Raw genomic sequence first — 15,086 nt, forward strand, 5'->3', positions numbered from 1 at the left:
AACCCTTGACTTCCGCGAGCAGTGGAGGCACCCTGTGTGTAGACCAACTCAGCGCCCGGGAGACTCGCAGGCATCGCCGCAGCACCGGGCGCTGAGTCTGTGTCGCGCTGTCATCGATGCAGGGCGGATGCCTGGACACCGGCGTCAGTAGGCCAGAAGCTGCGCCCTGGTGTGTCGGGTGCGCATCAGCAGCGCATGCTCATCCGCGGTGGCGTGAGGGTCCCTTCCGGTGAGCGCCCGCTGGCGCACGGCGGCGAGCGCGGTCGCGTCCTTGATGAACGAGCGCATCAGCGCGCGGCGATCGCCGCGCAGGTCGCCCGCCCACTGCATTCCGGCCTTGCGTCCGGCGGGCGTGGCGAGCATGACGACCTCCTGCGGGGTGAACCAGCCGGCAGCGGCGTAGTCACTGAGCCGCTGCCGCGTCAGTCTGGCCTCCTCCCGTCGCAGCGCGGCGATGCCGAGGATGAACCCGACGAAGAGCGGGATCTGCGTCGTCAGGTACAGCGCGAAGAAGTCTCCCAGCAGCGATGAGGCGTTCCAGTACGCGTGCAGCGCGATCGCACCGACGAGGCCGATCGCCCCTGAGCCCATCGCCTGTGCGGGCGTGGCGCCGCGTCGTGCGGCCAGCCCCACGGCGAAGCCGGTCAGCGCGGTGAACATCGCGTGCGCGAACGGCGACACGAGCCCCCGCAGGATGAACGTCAGGGTCAGTTCACCCGCCCCACCGCTGATCAGGCTGATCCCGAAGTACTGGATGTTCTCGGTGAACGCGAAGCCCGCGCCGATCAGGGCACCGTACACGACCCCGTCGACGGGACCGTCGAAGGCGCGGCGCCCGATGACGAAGACCAGGAAGACACCGAGGCCCTTCGCGATCTCCTCCACGACCGGTGCCTGGACCACACCGCTGAACAGCTCGCTGCGCTGCCCGACGGCGATCAACAGCAGCAGATCGACCAGCAGCGAGATGCCCACCGAGGCCACGGCACCCCATCCCAGTGCGAAGACCACCAGGCTCTTCGGCTCGGGCTCCCAGCGGTCGATCAGCCGCACCCCGGTCAGCACGATGCCCAGCGGCACCAGCGCGAGAACCAGTCCCACTGCGGCCGCGCCGGCGCCGATGAACACGGCGAAGTACGCGATCAGGGCCAGCAGCGCGAACGCCAGCACGCCGAACACCCACAGTGACACCGTGCGCCCCTTGCGTGCCGGAAGCGGGAGCGCGGGCATGGCCGGTGCCGGCGACGGAGCGGGCGGGGTGGACGGGGCGTGGGCGGTGGGGCGGTCGAATGCCGACACGAACCCCGTGCGGGGTTCTCCTCCAAAGCTCATGGGGAAAGCCTAGAGGGAGCCGCGACCGCGTCCGACGGTGCGGCCGGTAGCGTAGAGGCATGCGATTCGCCCACTTGAGCACTCGCGCGTCCGAGACCCTGCACCTCGCCGTCATCGACGGTGAGGAGGCGATCCTCGTCAGCGACCTCGTCTCCCCTGCCCCGGCCACGCTTCAGCAGCTCATCGAGGGTGGTGACGAGCTGCTCGGCCGCGTACGCGCCGCCGTCACCCAGAACGGCGCACCGCGGCATCCGATCGGTGAGTTCGCGTTCGGCTCAGCCGTCATCGCACCACCGGCGGTGCTCGCGGTCGGTCTGAACTACGCCGCGCACTCCAGCGAGCTGGGGCTGAAGACCGACACCGCACCGACCGTGTTCACACTGTGGCCGAACTCACTCACCGGGCATGAGGGCACCACGTCCTGGCCGCGCTCGCTCAGCGAATCGATCGACTACGAGGCCGAGCTGGGTGTGCTCATCGGCCGTCCCGCCAAAGACGTCACGGCCGACGATGCCCTGGACTGCGTGTGGGGCTACACCGTCGTCAACGACATCACCGCGCGCGACATCCAGTTCGCCGAGGCGCAGTGGTCGCGCTGCAAGTCTTTCGACGGGTTCACGCCCACGGGTCCGGTGGTCGTCACCGCCGATGAGATCCCCGATCCGCAGGACCTGCACATCTGGGCCGTGGTCGACGGGCACACCGTGCAGGACGCGAGCACCGGCCAGATGGTGCGCTCGGTCGCCACGCTGATCGCGCACCTGTCGACCTCGATCACCCTGCAGCCGGGCACCCTGATCTCCACCGGCAGCCCCGGCGGGGCGGGATACTCGCGCGATCCGCAGATCTTCCTGCGCGATCACTCCACCGTGACGGTGGGGGTCGACGGCATCGGCGAGTTGACGACGCACTGCCGCATCATCGACTGAGACCCGCCGAACAGCACGAAGGGGCGCTCCGCGGAGCGCCCCTTCGTGATCGTGGCGGTCAGTCGTCGTGCGGGGTCACTTCTCGGGAAGATCCTCGGCAGCGATCACCGGGATCGCCGCCGTGACGGCCTCGAGCCCCGACAGGCGCGCAGGCGAGATCTGCTTCATGACCTCTTCGCGGGTCATCAGACCGGCTTCGACCACCAGGTCGGCGACGTTGCGGTTGGTCAGCAGGGCGGTCTTCGCCAGCGCCGCCGATGCCGCGTAGCCGATGAACGGGGTCAGTGCGGTCACCACACCCACCGACGCACCGACCATGGCGCCGAGGCGGTCGCGGTTGGCCGTGATGCCGTCGACGCAGTTCACCCGCAGAGTCCACATCGCCTGACGCATCCAGGTGATCGACTGGAAGATCGAATGCGCGATCACCGGCTCGAAGGCGTTCAGCTGCAGCTGGCCACCCTCCACGGCCATGGTGACGGTCATGTCGGCGCCGGCCACCGCGAAGGCCACCTGGTTGACCACCTCGGGGATGACCGGGTTGACCTTTCCGGGCATGATGCTGGACCCGGCCTGCTTGGCAGGCAGGTTGATCTCGCCCAGACCCGCCTGCGGCCCCGACGAGAGCAGACGCAGGTCGTTGCAGATCTTCGACAGCTTGATGGCGTTGCGCTTCAGACTCGACGAGAACGACATGAACGAGCCGGTGTCACTGGTGGATTCGACCAGGTCGACGGCCGTCTGCAGCTCGAGCCCGGAGATGTCGCGCAGGTGGTGCAGCACGGCGGGCGCGTAACCGGGGTGCGTCGTGATGCCGGTGCCGATGGCCGTGGCGCCCATGTTGATCTCGAACAGCAGCGACGCGTTCTCGGTCAGCCGGCTGTGGTCCTCCCCGAGTGTCGTCGCAAAACCGTGGAACTCCTGCCCGAGGGTCATCGGAACGGCATCCTGCAGCTGCGTGCGCCCCACCTTGAGCACGTCATGGAACTCGCCGGCCTTGCCGAGGAACGCCCGACGCAGCAGGTCGAGCTCATCCAGTAGCGAACGCAGGTTCAGCGACAGGCCGATCTTGATCGCCGTCGGATACACGTCGTTCGTGGACTGGCTGCGGTTGGTGTGATCGATCGGCGAGAGGAACGCGTAGTCGCCCTTCTCACGGCCGGCCATCTCGAGCGCGATGTTGGTGATCACCTCGTTCGCGTTCATGTTGGTCGAGGTGCCGGCCCCGCCCTGGATGACACCGACGATGAACTGTTCGTGGAACTCCCCGTCGATCACACGCTGCGCTGCGGCGTCGATGAGATCGGCGCGCTCGGCATCGAGGGTGCCGATCTGCTTGTTCGCCCGCGCGCTGGCCTGCTTCACCATCGCCAATCCGCGGATCAGATCGGGGTAGACCGAGATGGGCCGCTTGGTGATCGGGAAGTTCTCCTCGGCGCGGGCGGTGTGCACCCCCCAGTACGCGTCGGCGGGGATCTCGAGGCTTCCCAGCGAGTCGGTCTCGGTGCGGGTCGGGGCAGGCGCAACAGCGGCCATGTCACATCCTTGTGGGTAGTGGCGAAAGGTGGTTACGGGGGATGAGTCCAGTCTACGCCGTACCGCGCGGGCGCTTCCGCGAGAAGACCTCGAGTCGCTCTTCGGCGGTGAGCTGCGCCATCTTCTCCGCCCACTCCGCCGAGAAGTACTCCCCCGTCGGCGCTTCGACGACGGGCACGACGGTGTGCGTGATGGTGTCGGAATGCACATGCGCGAGCTGGAACGACTGCGCGGCGTCCATGCCGTTGACCTCGAGAGCGGGCCGGGCGACGTTCATCGTGTAGCAGGTGGCTGAGGCGACGCTCACCGGGATGCCCGCGAACGTGCCGTGCGAGGAGTAATGCAGATGGCCTGCAAGGATGCCCCGCACGTCGGTGCCGCGGATGACGTCGGCGAGTTCGTCCTGGTGGCGCAGCTCGAGGATGTCGAACAGCGGCAGATGGCTGGGCAGCGGTGGGTGGTGCATCGCCAGCAGCGTCCCGTGCGGCGCGGGTTCGCGAAGCTGCTCGCGCAGCCATTCGAGCTGCTGGCTGTCGAGGTCGCCGTGGTGCCAGCCGGGCACCGTGGTGTCCAGGGCGATCAGACGCAGCCCATCGAGGTCCCACACCCCGGTGATGGGCTGCTCCGTGGCATCGAGGTCGAACAGGTGCTCCCGCATGGCCGGTCTCTCGTCATGATTGCCGGCCACCCAGACCACCGGGCAGCCGAGCTCGGTCGCGACCGGCTCGACCGCCGCCCGCAGCCGACGATACGCGTCCGGTTCGCCGAGGTCCGCGAGGTCGCCGGTCACGACGATCGCCGACGGCGATGCCTGTGCGCGGCGGATCGCCTGCAAGGTCACTGCGAGGGTGCTGTCGACGTCGTACACACCGCCCAGCCGCGCACCGCCCGCGAGCAGGTGCGGATCGCTCACGTGCACGATGACGTGGGATGCCGGAGCGTGCCTTCCGAAGACATAGGGCGCGGCCATGCGCCCAGCCTAGGACGCCATGGCGTCGGCCGCAGGCTGCGGGCCGCTCCGTTCAGTGGCCGATGACGATGATCAGCACGCCGGCGACGACCGCGGCGCCGCACAGCACGAAGCATGCGTATGCGCCCATCAGTGCCAACCGGCGCTGCGCGGGCGTCAGCTCGCTGCGCTTGGCCGCCTTCGCCGCCGCCTTCTCGGCACGACGGATCTCCTTGTCGGTGACGATCGTGATCGCATCGGTGAACTCCGCCGGTCCGACCACGGGCGCACGACCGCCGCGCACCAGCAGGCGGAGGCCCACCGCGTAGAAGGTGACCACGAGCCCTGCGCCGATCAGGGCCGCGACGAACACGCCGACGAACGCCAGCCAGTCGATCTCGATGCTCATCGCTGCACCTCCTCATCCATCGACAGGTCCCACGAGGCGAGTTCGGCGCGCGCACGACGGCTGGCGCTGAGCACCTCCCACTCCTGCGCGGCCTGCTGGGCCTCGGCGAGCTTGTGCGCGGCCTTCTGAGCCGCTTTGCGCGCGGCCTTGACCTCGGCGGGCGTGCCACCGGACTTCTTGAGCTTCTTCGCACGGCGCGCGGCCTTCTCGGCCTCGTCCGCCTTGCGCTCCGCGCGATCGAGGGCGCGTACGAGCTCCATGCGGCTCGTGCGACGCGTCGGACCGGGCACCTCGGGCACGTCCACCGCATGCCCCGAATCGGCGACATCGCTCATCGCGTTCGACGCGTTGACCGCATCGCGGCGCGAGTACAGGTACAGACCGACGATGATGACAACGGCGAGGATCGCGTCGATCAGCACGCCGAAGTTGCCCCACCACACCACGAGGAGTGCGGCGAGACCGCCGACGGCGCCGGCTGCCGGAAGCGTCAGCAGCCACCCGATGCCGATGCGACCCACGGTCTTCCAGCGCACGATGGCCCCGCGGCGCCCGAGGCCCGAGCCGATCACCGACCCCGAGGCCACCTGGGTGGTCGACAGTGCGAAGCCGAGGGCGCTCGAGGCGAGGATCGTCGCTGCGGTGGAGCTCTCGGCCGCGAATCCCTGCGCGGGCTTGACCTCGGTCAAGCCCTTGCCCAGGGTGCGGATGATGCGCCAGCCGCCCAGGTACGTGCCGAGGGCGATCGTGAAGGCACAGGCGACGATGACCCAGAACTCGGGGTTGTGGTAGTCGTCGGCATTGGGATCGCCGGTCTGCCACCCCACGGTGATCAGGGCGAGCGTGATCACGCCCATCGTCTTCTGGGCGTCGTTGGTGCCGTGTGCGAGCGCGACCATCGATGACGTGAAGATCTGCCCCCAGCGGAATCCGTCCCGCCCGTCGGGCTTGCCGTCGTAGCGACGGGTGATCGAGTACGCCAGCTTCGTGGCTGCGAAGGCGATGATGCCCGCGGTGAGGGGGGCGATCAGCGCCGGCAGGATCACCTTCGACATCACCACGCCGAAGTTGATGCCGCTCAGTCCCACTCCCACGAGCGTGGATCCGATCAGGCCGCCGAACAGCGCGTGCGAGGAGCTCGAGGGAAGGCCGAGCAGCCAGGTGAGCATGTTCCAGGTGATCGCGCCGATGAGCCCCGCGAAGATCAGCTGGGGCATTATCGCCAGGTCGATCTGATCCTCGCGGACGATCCCGCCCGAGACGGTCTTGGCGACCTCGGTGGAGAGGAAGGCGCCGACGAGATTCAGCAGCGCGGCCAGCAACACGGCCGTCTTGGGCTTGAGTGCTCCGGTGGCGATGGGGGTCGCCATCGCGTTCGCGGTGTCGTGGAATCCGTTGGTGAAGTCGAAGAACAGTGCCAGTGCGATGACCAGCACGACGATGAGGGCTGCGGTTTCCACCGATCTCTTTCGTTGGGACTGCCAGGGAAGGGCCGAGGGGCTCGGCGTGACGAACGAAGAGTTCACCGTGGGTTCAGCATCCGTTTACGGACCCGTGAGAATCCTCCCACCCGGACCGGCCGTGGTCAACTCGCCGCGAAGCGGCTCGGGGTAGCGTGGAGCGGTGAGCGAATCCAGCATCCGACCGCCTGTCGCGGCCCGCCGTCCCACCACCCGCACCCACCACGGCGACGTGTTCGAGGACGACTACGAATGGCTGCGCGAGAAGGCCGCCGGCGAGGTCACCACCCATCTCGAGGCGGAGAACGCTTACACCGATGCCAGGACCGCGCACCTCGCCCCGCTGCGCGAGACCCTGTTCGACGAGGTGCGCTCCCGCGTGCAGGAGACCGACCTGTCGGTGCCCACACGACGCGGCGACTGGTGGTTCTACGGACGCACCGAAGAGGGTGCGCAGTACGGAATCCAGTGCCGCACCGCGGCGTCCGGCGACGATTGGACTCCCCCGCTTCTCGAGCCCGGAGTGCCCGTGCCCGGTGAGGAGGTGCTGCTCGACGGAAACGTCGAGGCCGAAGGGCACGAGTTCTTCTCGCTCGGCGCCTTCGACGTGTCCGACGACGGCACCCGCCTGCTCTGGTCGGTCGACGTCGAGGGGTCGGAGCTGTACACCGTGCGAGTGCGAGACCTGGTCAGCGGTGAGCTGTTCGACGATGTGATCGCCGACACCGGTCAGGCCTTCTTCACGCCCGACGGCACGGGCATCCTCTACACCACGCGCGACGATGCCTGGCGGCCAGACACCCTCTGGCTGCACCGCATCGGCACAGCACGCGACGCCGACGTGCAGCTGTTCCACGAACCCGACGAGCGCTTCTGGCTCGGCGCGGGGATCACTCGCAGCCGCAGGTACCTGCTGATCGATCTGGGCTCGAAGGTCACCAGCGAGGAGCTGCTGCTCGACATCGCCGACCTCACCGCCGAGCCGCGCGTGATCTGGCCACGCCGCGACGGCGTGGAGTACTCCGCCGACCATGCCGTCGTCGACGGCGAGGACCGCCTGCTGATCCTGCACAACGAGGCCGCCCTCGACTTCGAGCTCGTCTCGGTGTCGGCATCCGACCCGCAGGGCGAGCGTCAGGTGCTCGTGTCGCACTCCCCCGGCCGCCGACTGCTCGACGTCGACTGCTTCCGCGACTTCGCGACCGTCGAATACCGCAGCGAGGGCCTCGCACGCACCGCCCTGATGGACCTGCGCACCGGCGCCCTCGACGAGATCACGTTCGACGAGCCGCTGTTCGAGGCGTACTTCGGCGGCAACCCCGAGTGGCACGCACCCTTCCTGCGGATGGGCTACACATCGTTCGTCACGCCGTCGACCGTGCTCGAGCTCGACGTCGCGACCGGCGAGAAGCACGTCCGCAAGCAGCAGCCTGTGCTGGGCGGCTACGACTCCGCAGAGTACGGGCAGCAGCGGGTGTGGGCGACCGCGACCGACGGCGTGCAGATTCCCGTCTCGCTGGTGTGGAAGCGCTCGTTCGGCGAGCCGGGCGACGGGCTGCGCCCCGTGCACCTGTATGGCTACGGGTCGTACGAGCACTCCATCGACCCCGGCTTCTCGACCATGCGCCTGTCGATGCTCGACCGCGGCGTCGTCTTCGCCGTCGCACACGTGCGGGGCGGCGGCGAGATGGGCAGGCACTGGTACGAGGACGGCAAGGAGCTGCACAAGCGCAACACCTTCACCGACTTCATCACCTGCGCACAGCACCTGATCGACAACGGCATCACGACACCTGCGCGCATGATCGCCGAAGGGGGCAGCGCAGGCGGGCTGCTGATGGGCGCCGTCGCGAACATGGCACCCGAGCTGTTCGCCGGGATCCTCGCCGGCGTGCCGTTCGTCGACGCGCTGACCTCGATGCTCGATCCCTCGCTGCCGCTGACGGTGGTCGAATGGGATGAGTGGGGCGACCCGCTGCACGACGCCGAGGTGTATCGCTACATGAAGTCGTACACCCCGTACGAGAACGTGCGCGACGGCGTCGCCTACCCGCGCATCTTGGCGATGACCTCGCTGAACGACACCCGCGTACTGTATGTCGAGCCGGCGAAGTGGGTCGCGCGCCTGCGCGAGGCCGGGGCCGCCGATGTGCTGCTGAAGTGCGAGATGTCGGCAGGTCACGGTGGTGTGAGCGGCCGCTACAACGCCTGGAAGGAGCGCGCCTTCGAGCTCGCCTGGATGCTGGACGTCTTCGACCTGGCCGACTGAGCCGAGGGCCGAACTGCAAGCCGAGATCAGGTGATTCGATCGGGATCAGGCCGTTTTCCGCGGAATCGACCTGACGCGGGGATGATCGCCTGATACCGGCCGGCGCGACTGTTCCTGCACAGACGATCGCATCCGGGGAATTGTCCACATCGGCGAGTTCTCGACCCCATGGGCCGCCGTCGCACGGGCATCCTCGGGCCTATGGAAACGCGCCTCGAGAAGTGGCTGGCTGCGCACAACGGCATCGCGCACAGCGCGCAGCTGCGCGCAGTCGGCTTCACGAAACATCAGATCGGTCGCGCTGTGGACGCCGGGTCACTCACCCGCGTGCGCCGTTCGTGGTTGCTGTCGGCGGAGTGCTCGCCGCAGCGATGGCTGGCTGCCGAAGTCGGCGGGCGGGTGACCTGCATCACGGCGGCACGCGAGTTGGGTCTGTGGACGCAGACCTCGGATGCCACCGTGCACGTCGCGGTCGCATCGAACGCCTCCAGGATTTCGGCCGACGGGGTCGACCTGCACTGGGCACAGGGGCCTGCCTCGACGGCGCCCCACGCGACCGATGAACCGCTGCTCAACGTCCTGTTCCAGACGGCGCGTTGCGCGGAGCGTCAGAACGCCGTCGCCATCTGGGAGTCGGCGGTGCGACTGCAGTTCGTGACGCTGGATGAGCTGAGTCGCGTCCGCTGGCGCAGCACCGCGGCGACGGATGTGCTGGCGGAGGTCGGGGCACTGTCGGACGCCGGCACCGAGACCCGCTTCGCGCTGATCATGCGCTCATGCGGCGTGGAGTTCCGACAGCAGGCGTGGCTCGACGGGCATCCGGTCGATGCGCTGATCGGCGAGCGCCTCGTCGTGCAGATCGACGGCTATGAGTTCCATCGACGGGCGAAGGACCGTCGACGCGATATCCGTGCGGATGCGCGCCTCGTGCTGCAGGGGTACACAGTGCTGCGCTTCGACTACCAGCAGGTCATGCACGACCCGGAGTACGTGCGTGAGACGGTGCTGCGGGCCATCGCCCAGGGGCTGCATCGCGCTCCGGCACGCTGACGGGGCCCGTGAGTGTGGTGCTCGAGTCCGCCGCCGCCTGCCGAAATCAGGTGATCCGCTCGAGATCAGGCCGTTTTCCCCGGAATCGACCTGACGCGGGGCTGATCACCTGATCCCGGGCACGCCAGACCGGCCGGTTCAGGCGCGCAGTCGGGCAGCCCCTCCCCTCAGCCGAACAGCGCAGCGGCCTCGTCGTAGCGGTAGCGCGGGACGGTGTTCAGTTCTCCGAGCGCCTCGGCGAACGGCACGCGCACGATGTCGGTGCCGCGCATGGCGACCATCTGCCCCCAGTCGCCTTCGACCACCGCATCGGCGGCATGCAGCCCGAGTCGGGTGGCGAGCACCCGGTCGAATGCTGACGGCGACCCGCCGCGCTGGATGTGGCCGAGGATGGTCGCGCGCGTCTCGATGCCGGTGATGCGCTCGATCTCGGGAGCGAGTTGATCGCCGATGCCGCCGAGCCGCGGACGGTTGAAGGCGTCCAGGCCCTTGTCGCTGTACGCCTCGGTCATGCCCTCGAGGGTGAAGCCCTCGGAGACCACGACCAGGGGTGCGCGGCCACGGTCGTGCGCTCGGGTCACGCGCTCGGCGACCTGCTCGAGCGACTGCGGCACCTCCGGGATGAGGATCGCGTGCGCGCCGGCGGCCATGCCCGCATGGAGGGCGATCCAGCCGACATGCCGCCCCATGACCTCGGCCACCATGCAGCGCTGGTGGGAGTCGCCCGTGGTGCGCAGGCGGTCCATCGCGTCGGTGGCGATGTTGACCGCGGTGTCGAAGCCGAAGGAGTAGTCGGTGGCGCGCAGGTCGTTGTCGATCGTCTTCGGCACGCCGAGCACCTTGATGCCGTCCTTGGCGAGTCGGTCGGCGGCCGCGAGCGTGCCCTCCCCGCCGATCGCGATGATGCCGTCGATCTTGTGTCCGTAGAGCGTCTTCGCGATGTTCTCGGCGCCGCCGCGCTCGCCCTCGTACGGGTTGGTGCGGCTGGTGCCGAGGATCGTGCCGCCGACCTTCGACAGCCCCTTCACCTCGTGCCTGGTGAGCGGGAAGAAGTCGCCTTCGACGACGCCGCGCCAGCCGTCGCGGATGCCCACGAACTCGAGGTCGTAGCTGGTGGTGCCCTTGAGCACGATGCCGCGGATGACGGCGTTGAGTCCGGGGCAGTCGCCGCCGCTGGTGAGGATGCCGATCTTCATGCTGCTGCCTTCGTGCTTCGGGAGGGGAAAGGACATCAGGCGACGCTGCCTGCTCTCGACACTAGTGGGGAAGACGGGCGGATGCTATTCCAGACCGCGCGAAAACCGATGATCTTGCCGGCACGGACCGGTCGATTCCCTGATCTTGAACAATCAGCCCACCAGAAGGATGAAGAGGGCGCCAAGAACTCGTGTTCTTAACGCCCTCTCTCGGAGTGTGACGGTCAGCTCTCGCCGAGCGCCTCGCGCAGCAGGTGCATCAGCGCCGCCATCTGCACCGACTCGCTCGGCTCCTCCACAACCGCCTCGCCGTCGAGGGCGCGGGCGGCGAGGCCCTGCTTCTGGTCGATCAGCTCGGCGATCTTCGTGTCGAGCGTGTGCGCCGCGATGATGCGCCACGCGGTCACCGGCTCGTCCTGACCGATGCGGTGCACGCGGTCGATCGCCTGGGTCTGCTCGGCCGCCGTCCAGCTCAGCTCGGCGAGCACGACGTTCGAGGCGGCCTGCAGGTTCACACCCACACCCGCCGCCGTCAGCGAGCACACCGCGATGCCGACCTCGGGGTCGGTGTTGAACGCGTCGATGGCCTGCTGCCGCGCGGGAGTGGACTGCTCGCCGCGGATCGATACCGACCTGATGCCCGCGGCGGCGAAGTGCTCCTCCGCGCGATCCATGACGTCGACGTGCTTGGCGAAGAAGACCACCTTCTGCACCGACCGCTGCAGCTGCACCGCGTAGTCGGCGGCGAGCTGCGCCTTGGCCTGGCCGATCTTGCGCACCATGGTGAAGACGTTGTCTCCGCCGGCGCCGGCGGCCTTCGACTCCTCGAGCTCGTTGTGCGCGACCAGACGCACGATGTCGGCGTCGATCTCGCCGTGCCGCAGTCCGCGATCACCGCGCGCCTCGATGATGCGGCGGTACTTGGCGGCCATCCGCTCGCCGAGTTCGCGCTCGGCCTCACGGATGCCGCGCCCGAATTCGTCGTCGAGCTGCACGGGCAGGTCGGCGACCATCTTGTCCGGCAGGTCTGCGGCGACGTCCTTCTTCTTGCGACGCACGATCCCCATCGAGATCACGGCCTCGCGCGCCTCGGCGTAGAACGACTTGTCGGCGGGAGTCAGACCGGTGGCATCCAGCTTCTCCATCAGCTCCGCACCCGGCTTCTCACCGTTGGTCCAGCCGAGGAACCGCCAGATCGCGTCGAAGTCCTCGACGTCGTTGATCAGCGGCGTTCCCGTCAGGGCGAGCATGAGCGGGTCGCGCTCGCGCTCCCGGATGCGCGACGCCAGCGCCAGCACGTTCTGCGAACGCTGCGAGGACAGGTTCTTGATGAAGTGCGCCTCATCGACGACCATGCCCTTCAGGCCGATCGAACCCAGCCAGGACAGGTGGCGGTCGAGGATCTCGTAGTTGACGATGAAGACGTCGGCGAAGGCGTCGATGTCGGTGCCGTCTCCGGCGATGACCGTCGCACGGCGCTGCGGGGTCCACCGCTCGACCTCACGCGCCCAGTTCATCTTCACGACGTTCGGCACGACGACCAGCAGCGGATAGGCGTCGGCGACCGACGCGGCGAGCACGGACTGTGCGGTCTTGCCCAGGCCCGGCTCGTCGGCCAGCAGGAAGCTGCGGTGCCCCTCGCGCACCGCTTCCACGAAGCGCGACTGGTGCACCATGACCTCGCGGCCCTTGGGCGAGATATGGTCGAACTCCGGGGTCGGGGGCAGCGGCATCGTGGCCGCTCCCCCGCCCGCGCCCGATTCGAACGCCTTGTACAGCGGGCCCATCAGCTCCCAGCCGTCAAGACGCCGACGCGGCACGGCGGCGGGCCGCGGGGTGAGGTCGGGCGCGAGGAACGGATTCGCGAGCTGACGCGATTCGACCGAGGGCGGGGTCACCTGCTTCTCGGCGATCGCCGCAGGCACGATCGGCGCGCGGGTCGGTGCGACATCGGTGATGACGAGCTCCTCCGGGGCGAGCTCGGCGCCCGACTCGAGCAGCCAGTCGCGGCGCATCCGCTTCGCCACCGGCGAGGTGGCCTGGTCGGCCTCCAGCAGCTGGATCAGAGACGTGTCGCGCGCGGCGGTCTTCGCCAGGATGGTGGCGACGCCGTCGAGACGCTTGAGCAGCTCAGCGCGCGCGGCGTCGGCGAGTTCGCCGTCAGCCTTGACCCTGGCTCGCTCCTCGCGCACGAGGAAGGCGATCACCTGGAATTTGACGCGATTGGTCGGGCCCAGCTTGGATCGCTGCGCCTTCGCCTCGACCTCGCGCACCTTGCGCGCGAGGATCGGGATCAGCGGCGCCTCTTCGTCACGACGAGACGTCTTCTTGCGCCGCGGTGCGGCGGTTGCCGTGGTCGGCATGCTCCTCCTGAGCGTGAGTGCCGAAGCGCCGAAGTGGCCTTCGGTTCCGTTACGGTGATCCGCGTGTGGCGCCAGCCAGGACCGTGCGGATACACGTGCTCGATCTGCGCGGGTCGCGTACATCGATGAGCACCGGTGCCCAGTTTACGCCATCGACGGCGGATGCCGACGGATGCGACGTCATGACGCGCCGTGAGCGCCGTTCAGAGGCCCAGTCGCGCGCGTGCCTCGGTCACATCGGCCGCGATCTGCGCGGTGAGCGTCTCCATGCCCTCGAAGGCGACCATGCCGCGCAGGTGCTCGGTGAACTCGACCGTGACGTGGTGGTCGTACAGGTCGAGCGCGGTCTCGTCGAGCACGTGCGCCTCGACCTGCCGGCGCTGCACGTCGTCGAACGTCGGGTTGGTGCCGACCGAGATGGCCGCCGGATGCCGTATGCCCGTGTCGTGATCGATGAGCCACCCGGCGTAGACGCCGTCGGCGGGCACCAGCGAGTCGACGGTCTCCGACAGGTTCGCGGTCGGGAAGCCGAGTTCACGTCCGCGCTTGAGGCCGTGCACGACCTCGCCCGCGACCGAGACCGGGCGACCGAGCACACGGGCCGCGTGCGCGACGTCTCCCTCGGCGAGCAGCTCGCGGATCCAGGTGGACGACACGCGCCTGCCCTCGCCCTGCGGGAACACGTCGTCGAGCACGTCGACGGTGAAGCCGTACTGCGGAGCCAGTCTGCGCAGCAGTTCGGGTGTGCCGGCGCCGCCCTGCCCGAACCGGAAGTCGCGCCCCACCAGCACGGTGGTCACGTGCAGCGCTTCAACGAGGATCCTGCGGACGAAGTCCTCGGCGGGCACGGCGGCCAGTGCCTCATCGAAGGTGAGCACGAGGGTGGCATCGAGACCGTGTTCGGCGAGCAGCGCGAGCTTGCGCTCGAGCGCCACGACGTTGTCGGGGCAGAGCTCAGGGCGCAGCACTTCGAGCGGGTTGCGATCGAAGGTCACCGCGACCGCGCGCGCGTCGACCGCCGCGGCGTCTTCGCGCATCCTGCGGATGATGGCCTGATGCCCCACGTGCACGCCGTCGAACTTGCCGATCGCGACGACGGTGCGACCGAAGTCGGCCGGCACCTCGGAGGGATCGCGGAAGACGATCACGACGACTCCCCCTGCGGGCGGGTGCGGCGCAGCCACCAGAGACCGAGCACCGGAAGCACGAGCGGGATGAAGACGTACCCCATGCCGAAGTACGACCACACGCTGTCGTGTCCGAACAGCGAGGGCGCGAGCAGGCTGAGTGCGCCCACGACGATCACTCCGGTCAGCTCGAACACGATCGCCACCCAGGCGACGCGGTACCAGCCGGGTCTGTCGGCGAGGATGAGGGCGAGTGTGGCGAGGATGTAGACGACGGCGGCCATCGCCGAGAGTGAATACGCCAGCGGGGCCTCGTCGAATCTGCGGACGATCTGCACGAAGCTGCGTCCGGTGGCGCCGACGGCCATCACGGCGTAGACGATGACGAGAACGCGACCGATGCCCGTCATCCGGGTGCGCGAAACGGTGTGGGACATTGCGCCGTCCATTCTATCCGCGTCGGGTG

12 protein-coding genes are annotated in these 15,086 nt (G+C 68.6%); 3 read left to right on the plus strand and 9 right to left on the minus strand.

What is annotated here, in order from left to right:
* Positions 1–144: 144 nt before the first annotated feature.
* Positions 145–1,332, minus strand: coding sequence for a PrsW family intramembrane metalloprotease (locus WDU99_RS10695; protein WP_337332447.1), 1,188 nt, complete (start codon positions 1,330–1,332; stop codon positions 145–147).
* 59 nt (positions 1,333–1,391) lie between these two features.
* Here WDU99_RS10695 and WDU99_RS10700 point away from each other — a divergent pair, with 59 nt between their 5' ends.
* A complete protein-coding gene (locus WDU99_RS10700) occupies positions 1,392–2,261 on the plus strand; it encodes a fumarylacetoacetate hydrolase family protein (protein WP_337332448.1) in 870 nt (289 codons plus the stop codon).
* 75 nt (positions 2,262–2,336) lie between these two features.
* Here the strand turns inward: WDU99_RS10700 and WDU99_RS10705 are convergent, their stop codons facing one another.
* From WDU99_RS10705 to WDU99_RS10720, 4 genes are read right to left on the minus strand one after another with little or no spacing between them, the layout of a single operon-like run.
* The gene (locus tag WDU99_RS10705; protein WP_337332449.1) at positions 2,337–3,797 is read right to left on the minus strand and encodes an aspartate ammonia-lyase; all 1,461 of its coding nucleotides are present in this window, start codon (positions 3,795–3,797) and stop codon (positions 2,337–2,339) included.
* A gap of 52 nt (positions 3,798–3,849) precedes the next feature.
* Positions 3,850–4,767: a phosphodiesterase gene (locus tag WDU99_RS10710; RefSeq protein WP_337332450.1), complete on the minus strand. Its 918-nt coding sequence runs from the start codon at positions 4,765–4,767 to the stop codon at positions 3,850–3,852.
* A gap of 52 nt (positions 4,768–4,819) precedes the next feature.
* Positions 4,820–5,155 (minus strand): peptidase, encoded by a 336-nt coding sequence (locus WDU99_RS10715; protein WP_337332451.1) that lies wholly within the window; start codon positions 5,153–5,155, stop codon positions 4,820–4,822.
* Entirely contained in the window at positions 5,152–6,615 is a 1,464-nt protein-coding gene (locus WDU99_RS10720; RefSeq protein ID WP_337332452.1) for an inorganic phosphate transporter, read from the minus strand. The genes WDU99_RS10715 and WDU99_RS10720 overlap by 4 nt, the downstream gene beginning before the upstream one ends.
* Positions 6,616–6,778: 163 nt before the next feature.
* Between WDU99_RS10720 and WDU99_RS10725 the strand changes: the two genes are divergently transcribed.
* Together WDU99_RS10725 and WDU99_RS10730 are read left to right on the plus strand one after the other, a co-directional pair.
* On the plus strand, positions 6,779–8,884 hold the full coding sequence (locus WDU99_RS10725; RefSeq protein WP_337332453.1) for a S9 family peptidase: 2,106 nt from the start codon (positions 6,779–6,781) through the stop codon (positions 8,882–8,884).
* Positions 8,885–9,085: 201 nt separating this feature from the next.
* Positions 9,086–9,934 (plus strand): type IV toxin-antitoxin system AbiEi family antitoxin domain-containing protein, encoded by an 849-nt coding sequence (locus tag WDU99_RS10730; protein WP_337332454.1) that lies wholly within the window; start codon positions 9,086–9,088, stop codon positions 9,932–9,934.
* A 167-nt stretch (positions 9,935–10,101) separates the two neighbouring features.
* On the opposite strand, the gene WDU99_RS10735 is transcribed toward WDU99_RS10730, so the two are convergent.
* The 4 genes from WDU99_RS10735 to WDU99_RS10750 all read right to left on the minus strand — a co-directional run bounded on the left by WDU99_RS10735 (position 10,102) and on the right by WDU99_RS10750 (position 15,057).
* Positions 10,102–11,130, minus strand: a complete 1,029-nt coding sequence (locus tag WDU99_RS10735; RefSeq protein WP_337332576.1) for an ATP-dependent 6-phosphofructokinase — start codon at positions 11,128–11,130, stop codon at positions 10,102–10,104.
* A 224-nt stretch (positions 11,131–11,354) separates the two neighbouring features.
* Positions 11,355–13,493, minus strand: coding sequence for a DEAD/DEAH box helicase (locus tag WDU99_RS10740; RefSeq protein WP_337332455.1), 2,139 nt, complete (start codon positions 13,491–13,493; stop codon positions 11,355–11,357).
* Positions 13,494–13,696: 203 nt separating this feature from the next.
* On the minus strand, positions 13,697–14,641 hold the full coding sequence (locus WDU99_RS10745; protein ID WP_337332456.1) for a bifunctional riboflavin kinase/FAD synthetase: 945 nt from the start codon (positions 14,639–14,641) through the stop codon (positions 13,697–13,699).
* Positions 14,638–15,057 carry a hypothetical protein gene (locus tag WDU99_RS10750; RefSeq protein WP_337332457.1) on the minus strand — a complete coding sequence of 140 codons (420 nt, stop codon included), beginning with the start codon at positions 15,055–15,057 and terminating at the stop codon, positions 14,638–14,640. The genes WDU99_RS10745 and WDU99_RS10750 overlap by 4 nt, the downstream gene beginning before the upstream one ends.
* Positions 15,058–15,086: the final 29 nt, after the last annotated feature.

The organism is Microbacterium bandirmense, from assembly GCF_037204185.1.
GTDB lineage: Bacteria > Actinomycetota > Actinomycetes > Actinomycetales > Microbacteriaceae > Microbacterium > Microbacterium bandirmense.

Excerpts from the sequence above, each read along its gene's own strand:
- WDU99_RS10730 (WP_337332454.1), top strand. The coding sequence starts at position 9,086 with ATGGAAACGCGCCTCGAGAAGTGGCTGGCTGCGCACAACGGCATCGCG.
- WDU99_RS10735 (WP_337332576.1), bottom strand. The coding sequence starts at position 11,130 with ATGAAGATCGGCATCCTCACCAGCGGCGGCGACTGCCCCGGACTCAAC.
- WDU99_RS10705 (WP_337332449.1), bottom strand. The coding sequence starts at position 3,797 with ATGGCCGCTGTTGCGCCTGCCCCGACCCGCACCGAGACCGACTCGCTG.
- WDU99_RS10710 (WP_337332450.1), bottom strand. The coding sequence starts at position 4,767 with ATGGCCGCGCCCTATGTCTTCGGAAGGCACGCTCCGGCATCCCACGTC.
- WDU99_RS10695 (WP_337332447.1), bottom strand. The coding sequence starts at position 1,332 with ATGAGCTTTGGAGGAGAACCCCGCACGGGGTTCGTGTCGGCATTCGAC.
- WDU99_RS10715 (WP_337332451.1), bottom strand. The coding sequence starts at position 5,155 with ATGAGCATCGAGATCGACTGGCTGGCGTTCGTCGGCGTGTTCGTCGCG.
- WDU99_RS10700 (WP_337332448.1), top strand. The coding sequence starts at position 1,392 with ATGCGATTCGCCCACTTGAGCACTCGCGCGTCCGAGACCCTGCACCTC.
- WDU99_RS10750 (WP_337332457.1), bottom strand. The coding sequence starts at position 15,057 with ATGTCCCACACCGTTTCGCGCACCCGGATGACGGGCATCGGTCGCGTT.
- WDU99_RS10740 (WP_337332455.1), bottom strand. The coding sequence starts at position 13,493 with ATGCCGACCACGGCAACCGCCGCACCGCGGCGCAAGAAGACGTCTCGT.